Here is a 19,062-nt window from a genome sequence, read left to right on the forward strand (position 1 = left end):
GTTCCTTATTAATTATTGCCGTTCAATATAGCGTAAAAACACCTAATAAATTATCAAAATTCTGTGTTTAAAAAGCCTAATTTCTTTCGTTGCTAATTAAACTTTTATCATTAGAATAAGCGGTCTTGAGGATCTCTTTACGTCATTTAACAACGCGACGTTTGTTCTCCCCCTTTCTCGTTTTCTTATAATAAATAAAGGTGTATGCGTGCAGAAGTATATAAGAGAAGCGCGTAGCTTACTTGCTCTCGGTATCCCCGTTATCATCGCGCAATTTTCCCAAACAGCAATGGGAGTGGTTGATACTGTCATGGCGGGTGCTGTAAATGCTACAGAGATGTCGGCAGTAGCAGTAGGTACGTCTATTTGGTTACCAACGATTTTATTAGGCCAAGGCATATTAATGGCTTTAACACCAATCGTTGCACAATTAAATGGTTCAGGACAACGAAAACACATTGCTAATCGTACACAGCAAGGTTTTTGGCTCGCCACTTTCTTATCAATCATGGTAATTGCTATTCTTTATAACTGCCGTTTTATTATTGAAGCGCAACATGATATCGAACCCGAATTAGCGGAAAAGGCCATAGGATTTATACATGCCATTATGTGGGGAGCCCCTGGTTGCCTATATTATCAGGTACTGAGAAGCCAATGTGAGGGATTATCGAAAACAAAACCCGGCATGATCATTGGCTTTATTGGATTATTGATTAATATCCCTGTTAACTATGCCTTTATTTACGGTAAATTTGGTGCACCACAATTAGGGGGGATTGGTTGCGGTGTTGCAACGGCCTCTGTTTTCTGGGCGATGTTCTTAATGATGCGTTATTACGTGCGCCGAGCACCGACACAACGTGACGTTATGCCAAAGAAACGTTTAGTAAGCCCTGATTTCCACATGATAAAACGTATTACTATTTTAGGCTTACCCGTTGGCCTAGCCTTATTCTTTGAGGTAACACTATTTGCCGTTGTTGCATTATTAGTTTCACCTTTGGGCGTTACTGCAGTGGCAAGTCATCAAATTGCACTGAATTTTAGCTCGTTGATGTTTATGTTCCCTCTATCATTGGGAATAGCGGCGACAATCCGTGTTGGTCACAACTTAGGACAACGATCTACAGAACAAGCCCGTACTTCAGCGATTACAGCACTTGCAGTTGGGTTAATGATAGCAAGTTGTACCGCGATTTTCTCTATCATCTTTAGAGAAAAAATCGCGTTAATGTATAACGATAATATTGAAGTGGTAACATTAGCGTCTCATCTTATGTTATTCGCTGCACTTTATCAGTTATCAGATTCAGTACAAGTTATTGGCTCGGGTGTGTTACGTGGGTATAAAGACACGCGCTCTATCTTCTTTATTACCTTTATTGCCTATTGGGTCATTGGTCTGCCTTCAGGTTATATCTTAGGGCGTACTGATTATTTTGTTGAAGCAATGGGCCCTGCCGGCTTCTGGATTGGCTTTATTCTTGGTTTAACCGCATCCGCGATTATGATGGGCTCTCGTATTTGGTGGATCCAGCGTCAATCTGATGAAGTGGTGTTATTACGCTCAGAGCGTTAAACAAAAAAGGTTAATTTGGCAAGAGAATGACACAAATATCAACAAATAGCTTTAAATACGAGCAGTTGAATATAAATTTGTGTTTTTCCTCTTGCCAGAATCGGATCATCTCGTTAATATTCGTTCCCGTTGTTACCCAGAATAGATAATGCGTCCATAGCTCAGTTGGTTAGAGCACCACCTTGACATGGTGGGGGTCGGTGGTTCGAGTCCACTTGGACGCACCATTTATTTTTCAACAACATCTCAATACAGTGCGTCCATAGCTCAGTTGGTTAGAGCACCACCTTGACATGGTGGGGGTCGGTGGTTCGAGTCCACTTGGACGCACCATTTCTCTTTTTTCTAATTTTTACTCATCTTACCTACCCTACAAAATAATTAATTTTGCTTGCAATATTTTATTGCGCAACAAAACGTTTAAAAAACAAGCAGTCAGCACCGTATTTTGATCACATCACTTAAATTTACCTTTTTTCGATTTTCTTCATAGAAATTAACCTCTATAATACAAAACATAATTTTGTTGAAAGGTTTCAGCGTATTGATTTACGGGCATCTTTAGAAAACAGAACAAATGAATCGTGATAGACTATAATGTAAGATGTCTACCAACCTTCGATACAAAATAGTGACAAGTTTTTTATGATGTTGCTGAATCATTAACATGTTGCGCAACTTATCCATTAGAGATGAGTTATATATTCTGTTTCGCACAGTTGATTAAAAATAGCGACATTAATCCTTATTCATCCATTACAATACAACCATTAAATAGACTGCCATGAAAAAGACAAAAATTGTTTGCACCATCGGACCAAAAACCGAATCTGAAGAAAAACTAAATCAATTACTGGACGCGGGCATGAATGTTATGCGTCTAAATTTCTCTCACGGTGACTATGAAGAGCATGGCAACCGTATCAAGAACCTGCGTAACGTTTGCGCTAAAACAGGCAAAAAAGCTGCTATTTTATTAGATACTAAAGGCCCAGAAATCCGTACCATCAAATTAGAAGGTGGTAACGATGTCTCTTTAGTTGCTGGCCAAACTTTCACTTTTACCACAGACAAAACTGTCGTTGGCAATAAAGACCGCGTTGCTGTCACTTATGAAGGTTTCGCTAAAGATTTAACTGTTGGTAACACCGTTTTAGTTGATGATGGTCTTATCGGCATGAAGGTAACTGCTGTAACTGATACTGAAGTTGTTTGTGAAGTTTTAAACAACGGTGACCTAGGTGAAAACAAAGGTGTGAACTTACCTGGCGTTTCTATCGGTTTACCTGCATTAGCTGAAAAAGATAAACAAGATCTTATCTTTGGTTGCGAGCAAGGCGTTGATTTCGTTGCAGCATCATTTATTCGTAAACGTTCTGACGTAGAAGAAATGCGTGCTCACTTAAAAGCACACGGCGGCGAAAACATTATGATCATCTCAAAAATTGAGAACCAAGAAGGTTTAAATAATTTTGATGAGATCTTAGAAGCCTCTGACGGTATCATGGTTGCGCGTGGTGACTTAGGTGTTGAGATCCCCGTTGAAGAAGTTATCTTCGCACAAAAAATGATGATCGAAAAATGTAATGCTGCGCGTAAAGTGGTTATCACTGCAACGCAAATGTTAGATTCAATGATCAAAAACCCACGCCCTACTCGTGCTGAAGCAGGTGACGTTGCGAATGCTATCTTAGATGGTACTGATGCTGTTATGTTGTCAGGTGAAAGTGCGAAAGGTAAATACCCAGTAGAAGCAGTGACTATCATGGCAACTATCTGTGATCGTACAGACCGTATTATGCAATCTCGCCTTGATTACAAACAAACAACTGCAAAATTACGTGTAACTGAAGCAGTTTGTCGCGGTGCGGTAGAAATGGCTGAAAACTTAGACGCACCTCTGATTGTTGTTGCAACTTTCGGTGGTAAATCAGCGCGTTCTATTCGTAAATATTTCCCAACTGCACCAATCTTAGCTTTAACAAATAACGAAGAAACTGCACGTCAGTTACTATTAGTTAAAGGTGTTACCACTCAATTAGTTAACGAAATCGCTTCTACTGATGACTTCTACCGTATTGGTAAAGAAGCAGCATTAGCAAGTGGTTTAGCTCATGCTGGTGAGCGTGTTGTTATGGTTACAGGTGCCCTAGTTGATAGCGGTACAACAAATACTTCATCTGTTCACGTTCTGTAATTTAATAGTACGTCAATAGCTCAAACGCCACGGTTATCGTGGCGTTTTTTCTTCTCTTCCTATATTTTCTTCTCTTCCTATATTTTCTTCTCTTCTACTGATTTTTCCTCTCTTACTGTCCATATTTCTTCTATGCTTTTAATAAACTATTTTATTAATGTAAGTGAAATAAGGATGTAAAATGTCTGCAATAAATGCCCATGCTTTTGCTTGTACTACCCTTGCTATTAAAGACAAGAAAAATCGCATTTATCATGGTAGAACAATGGAATTTTCAGTCGACAAACCAGCCTCAATATTTGCATATTATCCTAAAGCTCATACCTTCCAACAAAATGCCCCCGATGGTACCCCAGGATTAAAATATGCCGTTAAATACCCTTTTATCGCCATTACCGCACCAATTAATTTAGAAGGAACAAAAGACGTACTTGAAGGAGTCAATACAGAAGGGCTTTCTTTTAGCTTGAACATGCTCCCTGATTCAAAACTCGATGATCTTAGCCCTGAAAACTACGCAACCTCAGTGCCTATCGCAGCAATTGGTGAATGGGCTTTAGCACAATATGCAACTGTTGAAGAATTAAAACAAAACATCCCTAAAACAGCATTTTGGTCACAAAAGTTACTTCTATTACACAATTTACCCAGCCCTTTCCATTATGCTTTTTATGATAAAACAGGCGCTTGCATTGTTGTTGAAGTTTCAGAAGGGAAATTGCGTATTTATGATAATCCGACTTACTGTATGACTAATGGCCCACTATTTCCATGGCATCTGACCAACTTAAATAATTATACTCATCTTTCTAATATTAATATTTCCACCAGCACACTGGGACATATTAAGGTAAGACAACCAGATAGTGGAATTGCGTTAGCAACATTGCCAAGCTCTGATACTTCTGTTGATAGATTTATTCGTGCTGTCTACTACACCACGTATTATCATCAAGTTTTTGATCAAGACACACAACTTGTTGAACTGGCGCATATTATGAATCGTTTTGATCGCCCTAAAAATTCTACAATCGATCCTTTACTAGGTCATAACACATTAAAAGCTCTTCATACAAGTGAGTTTTCGGTATGGACAACACTCACCGATTTAGAACGAGGGATACTCCTTTTTAGGGGATATAACGATCTCAACTTCCAAAAATTTGCACTTGAGTCGTTTAAAAATGAGGTAGAACCTATTTTCATAAAAGTAAATTTAGGTAGTACTTTATAGCGATAAAGATAAGTGACAATAAAACAATGCAGATAAAATGTTTTTCTATCAGACTTTTATGAATAAAAATCTTTTGTGAAATAGCACGCATTTTTTGTACTGAAGATTTGCGTTTTAGGTGTTATTTTTTCTATTGTTCAACTTATGGTTCAGTAGAATGCGGTAAATAAATCCAGCATTTTCTTATATATGTGCCATACTTATTCATGGTTTCATATAAATGCTACTTGTTCCTTTACACAAACTAATAATAGAGGTTGTAACTATGAAAGCGAAACTTGTACTAGGTGCGGTAATTCTGGCTTCAGGCTTATTAGCGGGTTGTTCTTCTAGTAATAATGCACAATTAGATCAAATCTCTTCTGACGTAAGCCGCCTGAACACGCAAGTTCAACAACTAAGTAGTGATGTACAATCTGCTCGCGCTGAAGCTAAATCAGCTTACGATGAAGCGGCTCGTGCAAATCAACGTTTAGATAACCAAGTCACCACTTATAAAAAGTAATTTGACTCACCAATAGGCCGAAAGCAGCTTAAGGTTATCATTAATCACAAAGCCCTAACAATGTTAGGGCTTTGGTTTTTTATAAGGTTATTAATTATTGTGAAGTTTATCGATACCCAGGGCTTTTATACGCTCATTTAAATTAAAATTAGTAGCTAAGTGCGAATTATATTTGATATTTTTATCAGCTTGCATAGATATCTGACTAAATGTATCCCTAATTTTATCAACACTTTTTTGTTGAGTTATTGTTAGTACAGAATACTCAATATCACTTACTTTTTTAAATTCATTCTCTAGAATATTAAACAGCTCAGTCACTGACTTTGAAGATTTTGTGTAGGAGACTCTAGAGCTCGCCATATCAGGCAAAACCTCTATTCCAATTAACTCATATTTCCTCGATCCCTCTTTGGGAATGACTCGTTGAAGGAGCTCATTGCACATTAATTGAACATTTTCACTTTTTAGCTTTTTATCTCCACATAAAAACGTTTTGCAGCTATTTTCCACCTGAGATATATTATTAAATAGTTTCTCTAAACCATCCCCCACACTAGAAGTGATATTATTATTTCCCTTTATCAAATGTTCATTACTAGATGAAACTCTCATTAAAATACCTTACTATTAATAGAAAACATTTTGATAGTAAGGCATTTTTAACGCTATTGATTTTATAAAGAAGTCTTTTGTTATTTTTGTGAAACTCAAAACAAAACAGGTGCCTGAAGCACCTATTTTATTTTTGATCATATCATCCAAACTGACTAGTAAGCTGTAACCTCTACAGGAATACCAGAACGTCGAATAAGCTCAGCATCGACTTTATCTTTATCAACCTTGCCACTTTCATACCATTGATTAAATTGCTTAGTAAAAGTTAATGGCATGGTTTGTGGATCGTCATCTTCATTGCGGGATAGTGGCTGATGAACTTCAATAAACTGTCTACCGTCTGCAGTTTCAGTAAATTTAATCGGCTTATTGATCACCTGAACACGGCTACCTTTAGGTACCACATTAAATAACGTCTCAATATCATTTGGTCTTAAACGAATACAGCCAGAACTCACTCTTAAGCCAATACCAAAATCAGCATTAGTACCATGAATAAGGTATTCACCTCGGCTATGTGCCAATCTTAAAGCATATGCTCCCATAGGGTTTTCAGGACCAGCAGGAACGACAGCCGGTAGTGTGATCCCTTTAGCCGCATAGTTTTTGCGAATATTCGCCGTCGGTGTCCAAGTAGGATCTTTAATTAATTGAGAAATCGATGTCACCATTTCAGGGGTTTCTCGCCCTAATTGACCAATTCCAATAGGGTAAACATCAACTGTGCCACCTTCTTTGGGGTAATAATACAGGCGCAATTCTGCAAGATTGATAACAATGCCTTTTCGCACCGTGTCAGGCAAGATCATCTGTAATGGAATAGTTAATGTTTTACCCGCATCCGGTAAAAGAGGATCAATACCAGGATTCGCTTCCATCATATTAAGCAACCCCACTTGGTATTCGGACGCAATAGCTTCTAGTGAGCGTTTATCATTGGGAACTATATATGAAAAGTTTTCACCAATAATACGCTGGTCATCAGCAGGTAGTAGATATTCTGTCGCATAAGATAAGTGACTACTCATCCCTAATAGCGATGCACCCAAGAGAGTTAACCATTTTTTCATCGTTTATCCCGTGTGTTAGAAATAAAATAAACTGACTATTATGATGATAACATTATCATTGTTATGCTTTCATATAATAAGTCAGTTTAGAACATTAAAGCGGGATCAGGTAACATTTATGCTACAGCGTATTCTGAAAAACGCTTAACTAGTGTCGTAACCATTGCATGTAAACCCTGCGTACGAGAAGGTGTTAAGTGGCTTTCTAGTGCTAATGATGAAAAATAATGTTTTACATCCGTCGCTAAAGCTTGCTCAACTGTTTTACCTTGAAATAAGATAATAACCAAGGCGACTAGTCCTTTAACAATGCCTGCATCACTATCACCAGCAAGGATAAGTTGTTTACTCTCATTAAGAGAAACAGCAATCCATACTTGGCTTTGGCAACCTTCAATAAAGTTAGCTGAAATGCGTTGTTCATCTGTTAAAGGAGGGAGACGCTCACCTAGCTCCATCATATAAAGATAACGCTGTTCCCAATCTTGGCAACGAGAAAAATTGCGTAATAGTTTTGCTTCATCTGGCAAATTGGCAACTGCCATGAATAACCTCTTTTTTAATCTTTAACCTAATAACATTTCAACACGTAATAGCGCATTAACCAACGCATCGATATCATTTTTATTGGTATATAAGCCAAGAGATGCACGACACATTGCAGGAACTTGATAATAATCCATAATTGGCATCGCACAATGATGCCCTGTACGAATAGCAATACCATAATTATCAAGAAAAGCACCCACGTCATAAGCGTGATGTTTACCTAAATTAAAGGCTATCACACCTTGGCGAGAATCATTGCCATACAGCGTTAATGATTTTACTTTTTGTAGCTGCTTTTGAGCATACTTCATTATATGATTTTCATACTCAGCAATATTATTCATGCCTAAATTTGAAAGATAATCTAATGCAGCGCCTAAGCCAATCATTCCCATTATATTCGGTGTTCCCGCTTCAAAACGCCAAGGTGCATCTGCGTAGGTAATATCACCATTAATATGAACATGCTTTATCATTGCACCACCTCCTTCCCAAGGCGGTAATTCATTCAGTATCGCTTTTTTACCATACAGCAGACCAATACCAGTAGGTCCATAAAGTTTATGGCCGCTACAAACAAAAAAGTCACAATCAAGTTGTGAAACATCAATGGTTTGATGCATTGCACTTTGAGCACCATCAACCAATATATGTAACTCCCCTCCTTGCTCAATAGCATATTGGCGAGCATCACGAATAATTTGAGCGATAGGGTTCACTGTGCCCAATACATTTGATTGATGCGTAAGGCTGAGTAATTTAGTTCTTTCGTCGATTAAGCGAGGTAATTGAGCTAAATCGAGTGTACCATCTTGTAATAGCGGTAATACACGAACATTAAAACCACACTGTTTTGCCAACATATACCAAGGAACAATATTTGCATGATGATCCATTTCTGTGATGATGATATTGTCACCATCATTTAAAAATCGTTGACTATAAACATTCGCAATTAGATTGATCCCTTCCGTTGTTCCTTTAACAAAAACAATCTCTTCTTCGCTATGGGCACCTAAAAAATCACAAGCTTTTTTACGGACATTTTCAACTAATGTTGTCGCATTTGCACTTAACGTATGAATGCCGCGATGAACCGCGGCATATTGTGTTAAGGCAAACTGCTTTTCATGTTCAATGACGCAAGCTGGTTTTTGAGCACTTGCGGCACTGTCGAGGTAGACCAGTGATTTTTCTTTCACTTGCTGTGAAAGAATTGGAAAGTCATCTCGCGCTTTTTCAATGGAATGCGTCATAATGCCTTATTTTATACCTCTAATAAGCGCTGATTGATTCTGTCTAATACAAGCGATTTAATCACACTATTTTCTATCGATTCAGTTAATTCAGCAGCAAATGCATGAATAATCATTTTACGAGCATCGGTTAAAGAAATACCGCGTGAACGTAAATAAAATAGTTGTTCATCATCAATTCGCCCCACAGTGGCACCATGGCTACATTTCACATCATCAGCATAGATCTCAAGCTGTGGTTTAGTATCAATTTGCGCTTTATCACCCAACAACAGATTATTATTAGTCATTTGACCGTCTGTTTTTAATGCTTGTGGCGTAACAGTGATCATACCGTTAAATACGGCCTTTCCTGCATCCATAGCAATACTTTTATGTAATTGGCGACTTTGGCAATTTTTCTCACCATGGACCAACCAAGTACGAGTATCTGCAATTTCACCTGCTTTAGGTAATACAACGCTATTCATTGAAAGCACTGTATTTTCACCTTTTAGCGCCGAACTCGTATGATGACGGCTGAGTTTAGCACCTAATAAAAAAGCATAACTATTAACTCGAGCATCACGACCTATCGTCAGATCGTTATGAGCAAAGTGCTGACTTACGCCATTCTCAAAACCTAATTTAATATGGTTAAAAGAGGCATTATCACCAATCGCTGCTGTTAATCTTGCACCTGTAAAATGACGGTTTTTGTTGTCACTGCTGATATAGTGCTCAATAACCTGCATTTGTGTATTAGCACCTACATCAAGGTGAAAACGATAATTCGCGTTATTCACCTCTGCACCACTTTCGCCTTGTGTAATATTAAGGATATAAAGCGGTTTATCCGCAATAACACCGTTTTTCAGGGTAATAAGCAAAGGATGTGGGGCTAAACTTTCAACTAAATGCAGAAAAATTTCACCATTGACGGCCTCAGGTAACTCACTCTGATTATCAAGTAACGTCACTTGATAAGGGCCAAATTCTTCACTGCTTTCTATTGGCGAAAACGTACCATTTACCATCACAACACGATAACAATCAAGCGCTAAAGCATGTTTAGTAATTAGACTTTGCACATCAAAAGCTGGCAACTGTTGATAGCTTTGGCTTAACGTCTCATCTAATGGCGTATAGTGCCAATCTTCATGACGATAAACAGGAAAACCGACTTTCTCAACTTGCAACCAATGATTGCGAGCATTGAGATTATCGTCACCTTTACGTTGATGATATAATTCAGAAAACGTCTTTAGTGCTTGTTGATTACGTAGTTCAACTTGGCGCTGTTTTTCACGCTTTTCATTGAGGGTCAATAAGCCAGCCATAACCTTGTTCCTCCAATTTTTGCGCTAATGAAAAATCACCTGATTTAATGATTTTTCCCTGATAAAGCACGTGCACAAAATCAGGTTTAATATAATCAAGAATACGTTGATAGTGTGTTACAACAATAAACGCACGTTTACCATCACGTAGGCTATTAACACCATTAGACACGATTTTTAATGCATCAATATCAAGCCCTGAGTCGGTTTCATCTAAAATGCATAGTTCAGGCTCTAGTGCGGCCATTTGCAAAATATCGTTACGTTTTTTCTCGCCACCTGAAAACCCCACGTTAACAGAACGTGTTAACAAATCTTGAGGCATATCCAGTAATTTGATTTTATCTTCAATAAAATCTTCAAAATCAAAGCGATCTAACGGCTCTTGCCCACGATATTCTCTTACTGCATTCACTGAAGATTGTAAGAAAAATTGATTACTAACACCGGGTATTTCAACAGGATATTGAAATGCCATAAAAATACCTTCACCTGCACGTTCTTCAGGTTCTAATTCTAATAAATCTTTATTTTTGAAAGTAATAGAACCTTCATCTACTTCATATTCCTCACGACCAGCAAGTGTTGCAGATAAGGTACTTTTACCTGAACCATTTGGTCCCATAATCGCATGAACTTCGCCTGCACGAACTTGCAAATCTAGTCCTTTCAGGATTTCATTGCCTTCAACACTGACATGTAAATTTTTAATATCTAACATAATATATGCCTTCGGTATCGTTACACCCAGAATTTGATTAATACTTAACCAACGCTATGTTCTAAGCTGATTGCTAATAATTTTTGTGCTTCTACAGCAAATTCCAGCGGTAATTCTGAGAACACGTCTTTACAAAATCCGTTTACAATCATTGAGATTGCATCATCTTCACTTAATCCACGTTGACGACAATAAAACAGTTGATCTTCACCAATACGTGACGTTGTCGCTTCATGCTCAAGCTGTGCTGAGTTATTCATTACCTCAACATATGGGAAAGTATGTGCGCCACATTGCGTACCAATTAACATGGAATCACATTGTGTAAAATTACGGGCATTTTTTGCACTAGGAAGAACTTTCACAAGTCCACGGTAACTATTTTGACTTTTACCTGCAGAAATACCTTTAGAGATAATGGTTGATTTAGTATTTTTGCCAATATGGATCATCTTAGTACCGGTATCTGCTTGTTGATTACCATTAGTTAGAGCAACCGAGAAAAATTCAGCAGTAGAATTATCCCCTTTTAAAATCACACTTGGGTATTTCCAAGTGATTGCAGAGCCTGTTTCTGACTGCGTCCACGACATCTTGGCGTTTTCACCTTCACAGATAGCGCGCTTAGTTACAAAGTTAAGGATGCCACCTTCACTATCGCCACCAGAGAACCAGTTTTGTACTGTAGAATATTTTACTTCAGCATCTTTATGGATAATGACTTCAACCACAGCGGCGTGAAGTTGATAACTGTCACGAACCGGCGCTGAACAACCTTCGATATAGCTGACATAACTGCCTTCATCAGCAACCAGAATAGTTCGTTCAAATTGACCTGTTTGAGCCGCATTAATACGGAAATAAGTCGATAATTCCATTGGGCAACGAACCCCTTTGGGAATATAAACAAAAGTTCCATCAGACGCGACGGCGGCATTCAGTGCAGCAAAGTAGTTATCATGGCTTGATACAACTGTGCCTAAATATTGGCGCACTAAATCAGGATATTCTTGAATAGCTTCGCTAAATGAGCAGAAAATAATGCCATGTTCAGCAAGCTCTTCGCGATATGTTGTAGAAACAGAAACCGAGTCAAAGATGGCATCGACAGCAACGGCTTGCCCTTCTCTTACAGGCACACCAAGTTGGTTAAAGGCATCTTCAACTTCTTGAGTTAAATAATCTTGTGAGGCTTGTTTATCACTCTCTACCGCCTCATTTGTGCCACCAGCACAACTGCCATTAGCACAACATGAACTGCAAGATGGTGCAGAATAGTAGCTATAATCTTGATAATTAAGCGATGGATAATCCGCTTTTAGCCAATGCGGTTCTTCCATTTCTAGCCAATGGCGATAAGCATCTAAACGAAATTCCAGCATCCACTCTGGCTCGTTTCTTTTGGCCGATATTGCACGTACAACCGCTTCATTTAATCCTTTTTCTAAGGTGTCGGTTGATATATCGGTATAAAAACCTTCTTTATAATGGTGATCGCTTAGCCATCCCTGAACTTCATCACCAATTTCAACATTGCTCTGAGACATAATCTAACTTCACTATGTTATACCCCGAAGCTCTCACCACATCCGCAGACATTTTGAGCTTTAGGATTATTAAATTTAAACATTTGATTAAGTCCTTCACGAACATAATCAACAACCAACCCATCGATAAATGACATTGCTTTTAATGAAACAAAGAGTTTTGCTCCATTATGTTCATAAACAAGATCATCGTCATTTGGGGCTGTAGCGAGTTCAATAACATAACCATACCCTGTACAACCAGAGGGTTTAATACTTAAGGAAAGCCCTTGTTTTTCAGGATTTTTCTCAACCAAATGACAGATATGCTTTGCCGCACTATCCGTTAATACAATGCCTTGCCAAGCTGTGTCATCAAGAGAAAAAGTTTCAACATTGTTTGTCATTTCTGACCTCATTTCGAAAGGAGATTGATATCTTTCCTGACACTAATGGTAATGATAACCCTTATCACTTCAACCATGTCTTTTGAAAGGATATTCCATAAATGTGTGTTTTTTGTTCTATTTTTGCAATTAATTTGTTAATGGAAAATGTTAACACCATGTAATATAACACTTTTCTGTTCTTTGATTACAAAAAATAAAACTTTTAATTTTTCTTATATTTCGCACAATACGCACATAAGTTGCAGTATAAATGCACTTTATATGTTATCACTGAAATTTAGATAAAAAAGCATAAAAATGTGTTTTTACATACAGCTTATTAGCTCTGTTTACATTCATTTTTATGCTTATCATAAGGGACAAGATAGCACCACTTATGTGATAGCCTCTTATTGGATTGTGTGCTCTTTGTACTTATTTATTGATAGTGATGGTTTGAATATATTTATTTGTACATTCAAGGGTTTGGCTATTTTTTTGTTTGTTCGATAGGCTATTGAAATTACTAATCAATTGTAGTTGCCATACTCGATTCGTTTTAAGATCAGCCGCTAAAATACCTTCATAGCTGACATTTTCTTTTGCATACTTTCCTTCAAAAAAGACATGTCGACTTTCCACATTTGGGATAGTTAATGGTTCTATTGATGTGGATATTTCATTCATACCATCTATTATCGCAATATTATCAACAATGCCTTGTGCTCCCGCATCCACATCGTAACTCATTACATCGATCATTTTAAAATAAACCAAACGAACCTCTGTCAAATCACAAATAGGTTCTGATTTATAAACCATCATTTCTGTTGTGACATCCTGAACATTATCTGGTAATGATTTGAAATAATTTTCAGTATCTTCTCTGCTCATTGTAAATGAAGTGGGATAAGCCATATTAAAGCCAGAAACAGTTTGTACTGGAATATTACTTATATCATTACTCGTTTTAACGGTAGAATTATTATCACACCCACTGATTAATAAACCTGCAATTAATAATACTGTGGTGTTTAATTTAGAAATAGTTAACATTATCGATCGTCTTATCTTTTATTATGAAGATAATGATTATCATTAAAAATAAAATCTAAATAAAGAAATAGTTTTATTTTCTCTCTCTATTTTTATTCTTTTTGATATTATCTATAAAAATAAAAACGCACAAAACGAGTATTTCACTTTGTGCGTATATTTTTTATTCTTTAAGAAATAACAGATGTTGTTAATCTAGAAATACACACTTGACGACCTTCATCATCAAATATTTCTATTGACCAGACTTGGTGTGAACGTCCTAAATGAATAGGTTTGCATACCCCTCTTACCTTGCCTTCTCTCGCTGAACGAATATGATTCGCATTGATTTCTAGCCCAACAATCTTTTGTTCGCCTTCGGTACAAAGATAACCCGCAACAGAGCCCAATGTTTCAGCTAAAACAACAGAAGCACCACCATGTAAAAGGCCTAAAGGCTGCTTAGTACGATGATCAACAGGCATTGTTCCTTCAAGATAATCATCTCCAAGACATGTTAATTCAATACCTAAATGGCTCATCATATTATTTTGACCAATATGATTAAGATGCTCAATTGTCGTTTCACGTTTCCATATCATGGCATAATCTCCAAAAGTGCCTGTAGTGGGTGTTTTAGCTCAACATTATCAATACGCTTCACCTGACTACGACAAGAATAACCGGTACTTAAACAACGCATTGTTGGTAATGTTTTTAGTGCATTACCCCATGAAAGCTGATAAATGCCCAACGAGTTTTCATAATTATTTAGTTCATGTCCATAAGTACCTGCCATTCCACAACATCCAGTACTCACAAATTCTAGTTGCTGCCCATAATGTTGGAAAATAGCCTGCCACTGTTTCATACTTTGTGGTAGCGCCGTCACTTCTGTACAGTGCCCGAAAAGATACCATTTTTCGGTATCATCACGAACAGCTATTGGCTCAGATACCAATTGACTTAACCATTCATGAACAAGTTGAACATTGAAATCACCACGCTTATCACCCAGTATTTCACGATATTCATCGCGATAACAAAGTACTAATGCAGGATCAACTCCCACCATAGGGATGCCTAATTTTGCAACACGATTAAGCATGATTGACGTTTTTTGCGCTGTTTTACTAAATTGCTGTAAAAAACCTTTAATATGTTGCGCTTTACCGTTAGGTGAAAATGGTAACAAGACAGGTTTAAATCCAATCTTTTCAATTAGCTTGATAAAATCGGCAACCACTTTTGCATCGTAATAACTAGTAAAAGGATCTTGTACCACCAACACATGATGACTGCGTTGCTTTTCTGATAAATGCTCTAAATCTTCTAGCGTCATATCTAACGCGCTGTGCCCTGCCAATTGCTGTCTCAATGTAGGTGATGACAACAAAGGTAAATCGACCATTCCTATGGTGTGCTTACTTAATGTTTGCACCAACGGTTGCTTCATAAAAAAATTAAAGAATTTAGGTGCTTTCGCCATAATCGGCGTTGTCAATTCAACATTAGCGACAATATGGTCTTTTAATGGACGTAAATAACGCTGGTGATAAAGCTCAGTAAATTTAGAACGAAAAGATGGCACATCAATTTTAATCGGACATTGCGTTGAACAAGCTTTACAAGCCAAACAACCATTCATAGCCTCTTTTACTTCATGAGAAAAGTCATATTCACCACGTTTAGCTTTCCATGTATTACGTGTTTTCTCAATTAAACCTCTTAAGCTAGGTTTATTATTTTCAAGGCTAGAACTAAGTTGTTTTGGACTAACGCCTTGCTCTGTTAATAAGCGTAGCCATTCTCTTACGAGTGCTGCTCGTCCTTTAGGTGAATGAATGCGTTGCCCACTAATTTTCATGGAAGGACACATTGGACTTTTGGCATCAAAATTAAAGCAAAGCCCATTACCATTACAATCTAAAGCCCCTTTAAAATCTTGACGGACAGATAAAGGGATAGTGCGATCAAAAGTACCTCGTTTGATCGTATCCACTTGCTTCATCGGTTCATCAACCTCTAAAGGAGGACATATTTTTCCAGGATTTAATCTATTTCGAGGATCGAACACCGTTTTGATTTGACGTAGCTCATGATAGAGTGTTTCTCCGAAAAATTCGGGACTGTATTGCGCTCTAAAGCCTTTTCCATGTTCACCCCAGAGTAACCCACCATATTTAGCTGTTAACGTGACAATGTCATCTGAGATAGATTTCATCAATAATTCTTGCTGTGGATCGCACATATCAAGAGCAGGTCTTACGTGTAATACACCTGCATCGACATGCCCAAACATGCCATAATTGAGTTGATGACTATCCAGTAACGCTCTAAATTCTGTAATATAATCAGCAAGATGTTCTGGTGGTACGCAAGTATCTTCCACAAAAGGAATGGGCTTTGCTTGCCCTTTAGCGTTACCTAATAAACCAACCGCTTTTTTACGCATGGCATAAATACGGTTAATATCTGCCAAGTCCTCACAGACTTGATAACCGATCACCCCGCTCTGACCCTCTTTCATTAATGAATCTAAGCGCTGGCATAATGAGGCGACTTGTGAAGCGATAAGATCTTTATCATCACCCGCAAATTCAACAATATTAAGGCCTTGCATATCTTTATCAGGTATATCAGTAATCAACTCTTTAACGGAGTGCCAAACAATATCTTCACGAGCGAGATTTAATACTTTGGAATCAACAGTTTCAACAGACAATGCATTTGCTTTAACTAAAAAAGGCGCATTACGCAATGCTGAATCAAAAGAGTCATATTTTACATTCACTAAGCTACGTTGTTTAGGAATTGGCGTGATATCCAACGTTGCTTCAGTAATAAAAGCCAGTGTGCCCTCTGAACCGGTTAAAATTCGGGTTAAATCAAAGCGTTTCATGTCATCACTAAAAACATGACGCAAATCATATCCGGTTAAAAAGCGGTTTAATTTAGGAAATTTTTCAAGAATAAGTTTTCGTTGCTCTTTGCAACGGGATAAAACAGTTCGATAAACCTTCCCAATAGCAGAGCTTTCTTGTGCGATATTCTCGGCTAATGCCGTATCCATAGCACGAGTTTCAAGGAGTTCGCCACCTAACAAGACCGCCCGAATACCAAGGACATGATCAGAGGTTTTACCATAAACCATAGAACCTTGCCCTGAGGCATCAGTGTTAATCATTCCACCTAATGTGGCGCGGTTACTGGTAGAAAGTTCTGGTGCAAAAAAGAAGCCATAAGGTTTTAAAAAAAGATTAAGCTCATCTTTTATCACTCCTGCTTCCACTTTCACCCAACGTTCTTCTGGGTTTATCTCAATGATACGTTTCATATAGCGAGATAAATCGACGACGATACCATCTGTTAAAGCCTGCCCATTAGTACCTGTACCACCCCCTCTTGGTGTCAAAGAAAGAGAATGAAATTTGGGTTCATCGACCAGACGTGCAACAATAGTTACGTCAGCTGTTGAGCGAGGAAAAACCACCGCCTGTGGCAATAACTGGTAAATACTATTATCTGTTGCCATAGTGAGTCTGTCAGCATAACTGCTGGAGATATCACCGGTGAAACCGTTTTTTCGAAGAGTATCAAGAAATTCTGTTGTGAGTTCACTAACTTGCGGTGCTTGCGATATACGTGGGATCATTTGTTATAGCTCTTTAATATAATTGTCCACATTGCTTAATTTTAGATGTTGAAATGTATACTAAGAGGTACTTCGCCTCATTTTGTACTTTCAGACCTATACCTGTTCACCTTATCATACAATTCTGGCAAATTGCGTAGTGATATAAACAACGTGATATTTGCAATGTTTATTCATCTGCTTCTAGCATTTTTATTCGTGTAGGGATTTAAAACCATGGAAAAACCGCAGATCCATACAGATATACCCAAAATTTTATTCACTGTTCTTTTTATTTCGTTTTTTATTATCGCCAGTTTTTGGATACTCAATCCCTTTATTGTGGGTTTTATTTGGGCTGGAATGATTGTTGTAGCAACGTGGCCTTTACTTCTTATTATTGAAAAACGAGTAAAATATCGTTGGTTATCAACTATGATAATGATGATTTTGATATTACTGATCTTCGTTATTCCTATTATCTTATTAATTAGTAGTGTCATTGATAATAGTGCCCCTTTAATTGAGTTAGCGAAATCACCTTCGAATATTCAGCCCCCTCAATTATTATGGCTTAATGATGTCCCTATGATAGGGAGCTCACTTTATGATACATGGCACTCTATTCTTGTCTCTGGGGGCAATGCGTTAATCTCAAAAATCCAGCCTTATGTTGGACAAGCTGCAAACTGGTTTTTTGCTCAAGCCTTAAATATTGGTCGATTTGCCCTACATTTGGGTGTGATGTTGTTATTTTCAGGCTTACTATTTTTACAAGGTGAAAATGTCGTATCTTGGTTGCGCCACTTTGCTATTCGTTTAGCGGGTCAACGTGGTGATGCGGCAATCTTACTTGCATCTATGTCTATTCGCGCTGTCGCATTAGGTGTGGTTTTAACCGCCTTAATTCAAGCTATTGTTGGTGGTATTGGCCTTGCGGTATCTGGTGTGCCTTATGCTACGGTATTAACCGTCATTATGTTTATTTGCTGCCTTGCTCAAATAGGTCCTTTATTAGTATTGATCCCTTCAGTTTTATGGTTATTTTGGACGGGTGATACAACATGGGGCATTGTCATGGTAATCTGGGGTGGTGCTGTTGCAACAATGGATGGTGTATTACGGCCTTATTTAATCAAAATGGGCGCTGATTTACCTATGGTATTAATTCTTACGGGTGTTATTGGCGGGATTTTAACATTAGGTATGATTGGATTATTTATTGGCCCTGTTGTTCTTGCTGTTGCTCATAGCTTATTAAATGCATGGATTAATGAAGTACCAAAACCTAATCCTGATTTAACTGAAACAGTAGAATTTATGAATAAAAACTTTATCGAAAAAGAATAAATAATAATGGAGCATGTAAGTGTAGCTACTTACATGCTCTAAAATAACAGAGAAAAGTTTAATAAAGATTATCA

16 protein-coding genes and 2 tRNA genes are annotated in these 19,062 nt (G+C 37.7%); 7 read left to right on the top strand and 11 right to left on the bottom strand.

Annotation, left to right across the window (positions count from 1 at the left end):
* The first annotated feature begins 208 nt into the window (after positions 1-208).
* From GWI59_RS01715 to GWI59_RS01740, 6 genes are all read left to right on the top strand, one after another.
* Complete coding sequence (locus GWI59_RS01715) at positions 209-1,582, top strand: MATE family efflux transporter (RefSeq protein WP_072062550.1); 1,374 nt, start codon at positions 209-211, stop codon at positions 1,580-1,582.
* Between the two features lie 150 nt (positions 1,583-1,732).
* Positions 1,733-1,809 (top strand) — tRNA-Val (locus GWI59_RS01720).
* A gap of 29 nt (positions 1,810-1,838) precedes the next feature.
* Positions 1,839-1,915, top strand: a tRNA-Val gene (locus GWI59_RS01725).
* Between the two features lie 451 nt (positions 1,916-2,366).
* Positions 2,367-3,779 carry a pyruvate kinase PykF gene (gene pykF / locus GWI59_RS01730; RefSeq protein WP_006537052.1) on the top strand — a complete coding sequence of 471 codons (1,413 nt, stop codon included), beginning with the start codon at positions 2,367-2,369 and terminating at the stop codon, positions 3,777-3,779.
* A 181-nt stretch (positions 3,780-3,960) separates the two neighbouring features.
* On the top strand, positions 3,961-5,013 hold the full coding sequence (locus GWI59_RS01735) for a linear amide C-N hydrolase (protein WP_072062551.1): 1,053 nt from the start codon (positions 3,961-3,963) through the stop codon (positions 5,011-5,013).
* Between the two features lie 265 nt (positions 5,014-5,278).
* Positions 5,279-5,518, top strand: coding sequence for an Lpp/OprI family alanine-zipper lipoprotein (locus tag GWI59_RS01740; protein WP_069369313.1), 240 nt, complete (start codon positions 5,279-5,281; stop codon positions 5,516-5,518).
* A 90-nt stretch (positions 5,519-5,608) separates the two neighbouring features.
* On the opposite strand, the gene GWI59_RS01745 is transcribed toward GWI59_RS01740, so the two are convergent.
* From GWI59_RS01745 to ydiJ, 11 genes are all read right to left on the bottom strand, one after another.
* Positions 5,609-6,133 (bottom strand): hypothetical protein, encoded by a 525-nt coding sequence (locus tag GWI59_RS01745; protein ID WP_161671572.1) that lies wholly within the window; start codon positions 6,131-6,133, stop codon positions 5,609-5,611.
* A gap of 155 nt (positions 6,134-6,288) precedes the next feature.
* Positions 6,289-7,206 carry a L,D-transpeptidase family protein gene (locus tag GWI59_RS01750; RefSeq protein ID WP_161671573.1) on the bottom strand — a complete coding sequence of 306 codons (918 nt, stop codon included), beginning with the start codon at positions 7,204-7,206 and terminating at the stop codon, positions 6,289-6,291.
* Between the two features lie 116 nt (positions 7,207-7,322).
* Positions 7,323-7,751: a cysteine desulfuration protein SufE gene (sufE, locus tag GWI59_RS01755; protein WP_006537057.1), complete on the bottom strand. Its 429-nt coding sequence runs from the start codon at positions 7,749-7,751 to the stop codon at positions 7,323-7,325.
* Between the two features lie 21 nt (positions 7,752-7,772).
* Positions 7,773-9,011, bottom strand: a complete 1,239-nt coding sequence (sufS, locus tag GWI59_RS01760; RefSeq protein WP_202608160.1) for a cysteine desulfurase SufS — start codon at positions 9,009-9,011, stop codon at positions 7,773-7,775.
* A gap of 11 nt (positions 9,012-9,022) precedes the next feature.
* Positions 9,023-10,330 (bottom strand): Fe-S cluster assembly protein SufD, encoded by a 1,308-nt coding sequence (gene sufD, locus GWI59_RS01765; protein ID WP_006537062.1) that lies wholly within the window; start codon positions 10,328-10,330, stop codon positions 9,023-9,025.
* Complete coding sequence (gene sufC, locus GWI59_RS01770) at positions 10,305-11,051, bottom strand: Fe-S cluster assembly ATPase SufC (RefSeq protein WP_072062556.1); 747 nt, start codon at positions 11,049-11,051, stop codon at positions 10,305-10,307. The genes sufD and sufC overlap by 26 nt, the downstream gene beginning before the upstream one ends.
* Positions 11,052-11,095: 44 nt before the next feature.
* On the bottom strand, positions 11,096-12,598 hold the full coding sequence (sufB, locus tag GWI59_RS01775) for a Fe-S cluster assembly protein SufB (RefSeq protein ID WP_161671574.1): 1,503 nt from the start codon (positions 12,596-12,598) through the stop codon (positions 11,096-11,098).
* A gap of 17 nt (positions 12,599-12,615) precedes the next feature.
* The gene (gene sufA / locus GWI59_RS01780) at positions 12,616-12,984 is read right to left on the bottom strand and encodes a Fe-S cluster assembly scaffold SufA (RefSeq protein WP_161723859.1); all 369 of its coding nucleotides are present in this window, start codon (positions 12,982-12,984) and stop codon (positions 12,616-12,618) included.
* Between the two features lie 417 nt (positions 12,985-13,401).
* Complete coding sequence (locus GWI59_RS01785) at positions 13,402-14,022, bottom strand: hypothetical protein (protein WP_109400330.1); 621 nt, start codon at positions 14,020-14,022, stop codon at positions 13,402-13,404.
* Between the two features lie 170 nt (positions 14,023-14,192).
* On the bottom strand, positions 14,193-14,606 hold the full coding sequence (menI, locus tag GWI59_RS01790) for a 1,4-dihydroxy-2-naphthoyl-CoA hydrolase (RefSeq protein WP_006537067.1): 414 nt from the start codon (positions 14,604-14,606) through the stop codon (positions 14,193-14,195).
* On the bottom strand, positions 14,603-17,659 hold the full coding sequence (gene ydiJ / locus GWI59_RS01795; protein WP_072062560.1) for a D-2-hydroxyglutarate dehydrogenase YdiJ: 3,057 nt from the start codon (positions 17,657-17,659) through the stop codon (positions 14,603-14,605). Before ydiJ ends, menI begins: the two co-directional genes overlap by 4 nt.
* A 216-nt stretch (positions 17,660-17,875) precedes the next feature.
* Here ydiJ and ydiK point away from each other — a divergent pair, with 216 nt between their 5' ends.
* Positions 17,876-18,988 (top strand): AI-2E family transporter YdiK, encoded by a 1,113-nt coding sequence (gene ydiK / locus GWI59_RS01800; protein ID WP_006537070.1) that lies wholly within the window; start codon positions 17,876-17,878, stop codon positions 18,986-18,988.
* Positions 18,989-19,062 lie beyond the last annotated feature (74 nt).

It is taken from the genome of Proteus sp. G2673, from assembly GCF_009915125.1.
Taxonomy (GTDB): domain Bacteria; phylum Pseudomonadota; class Gammaproteobacteria; order Enterobacterales; family Enterobacteriaceae; genus Proteus; species Proteus penneri.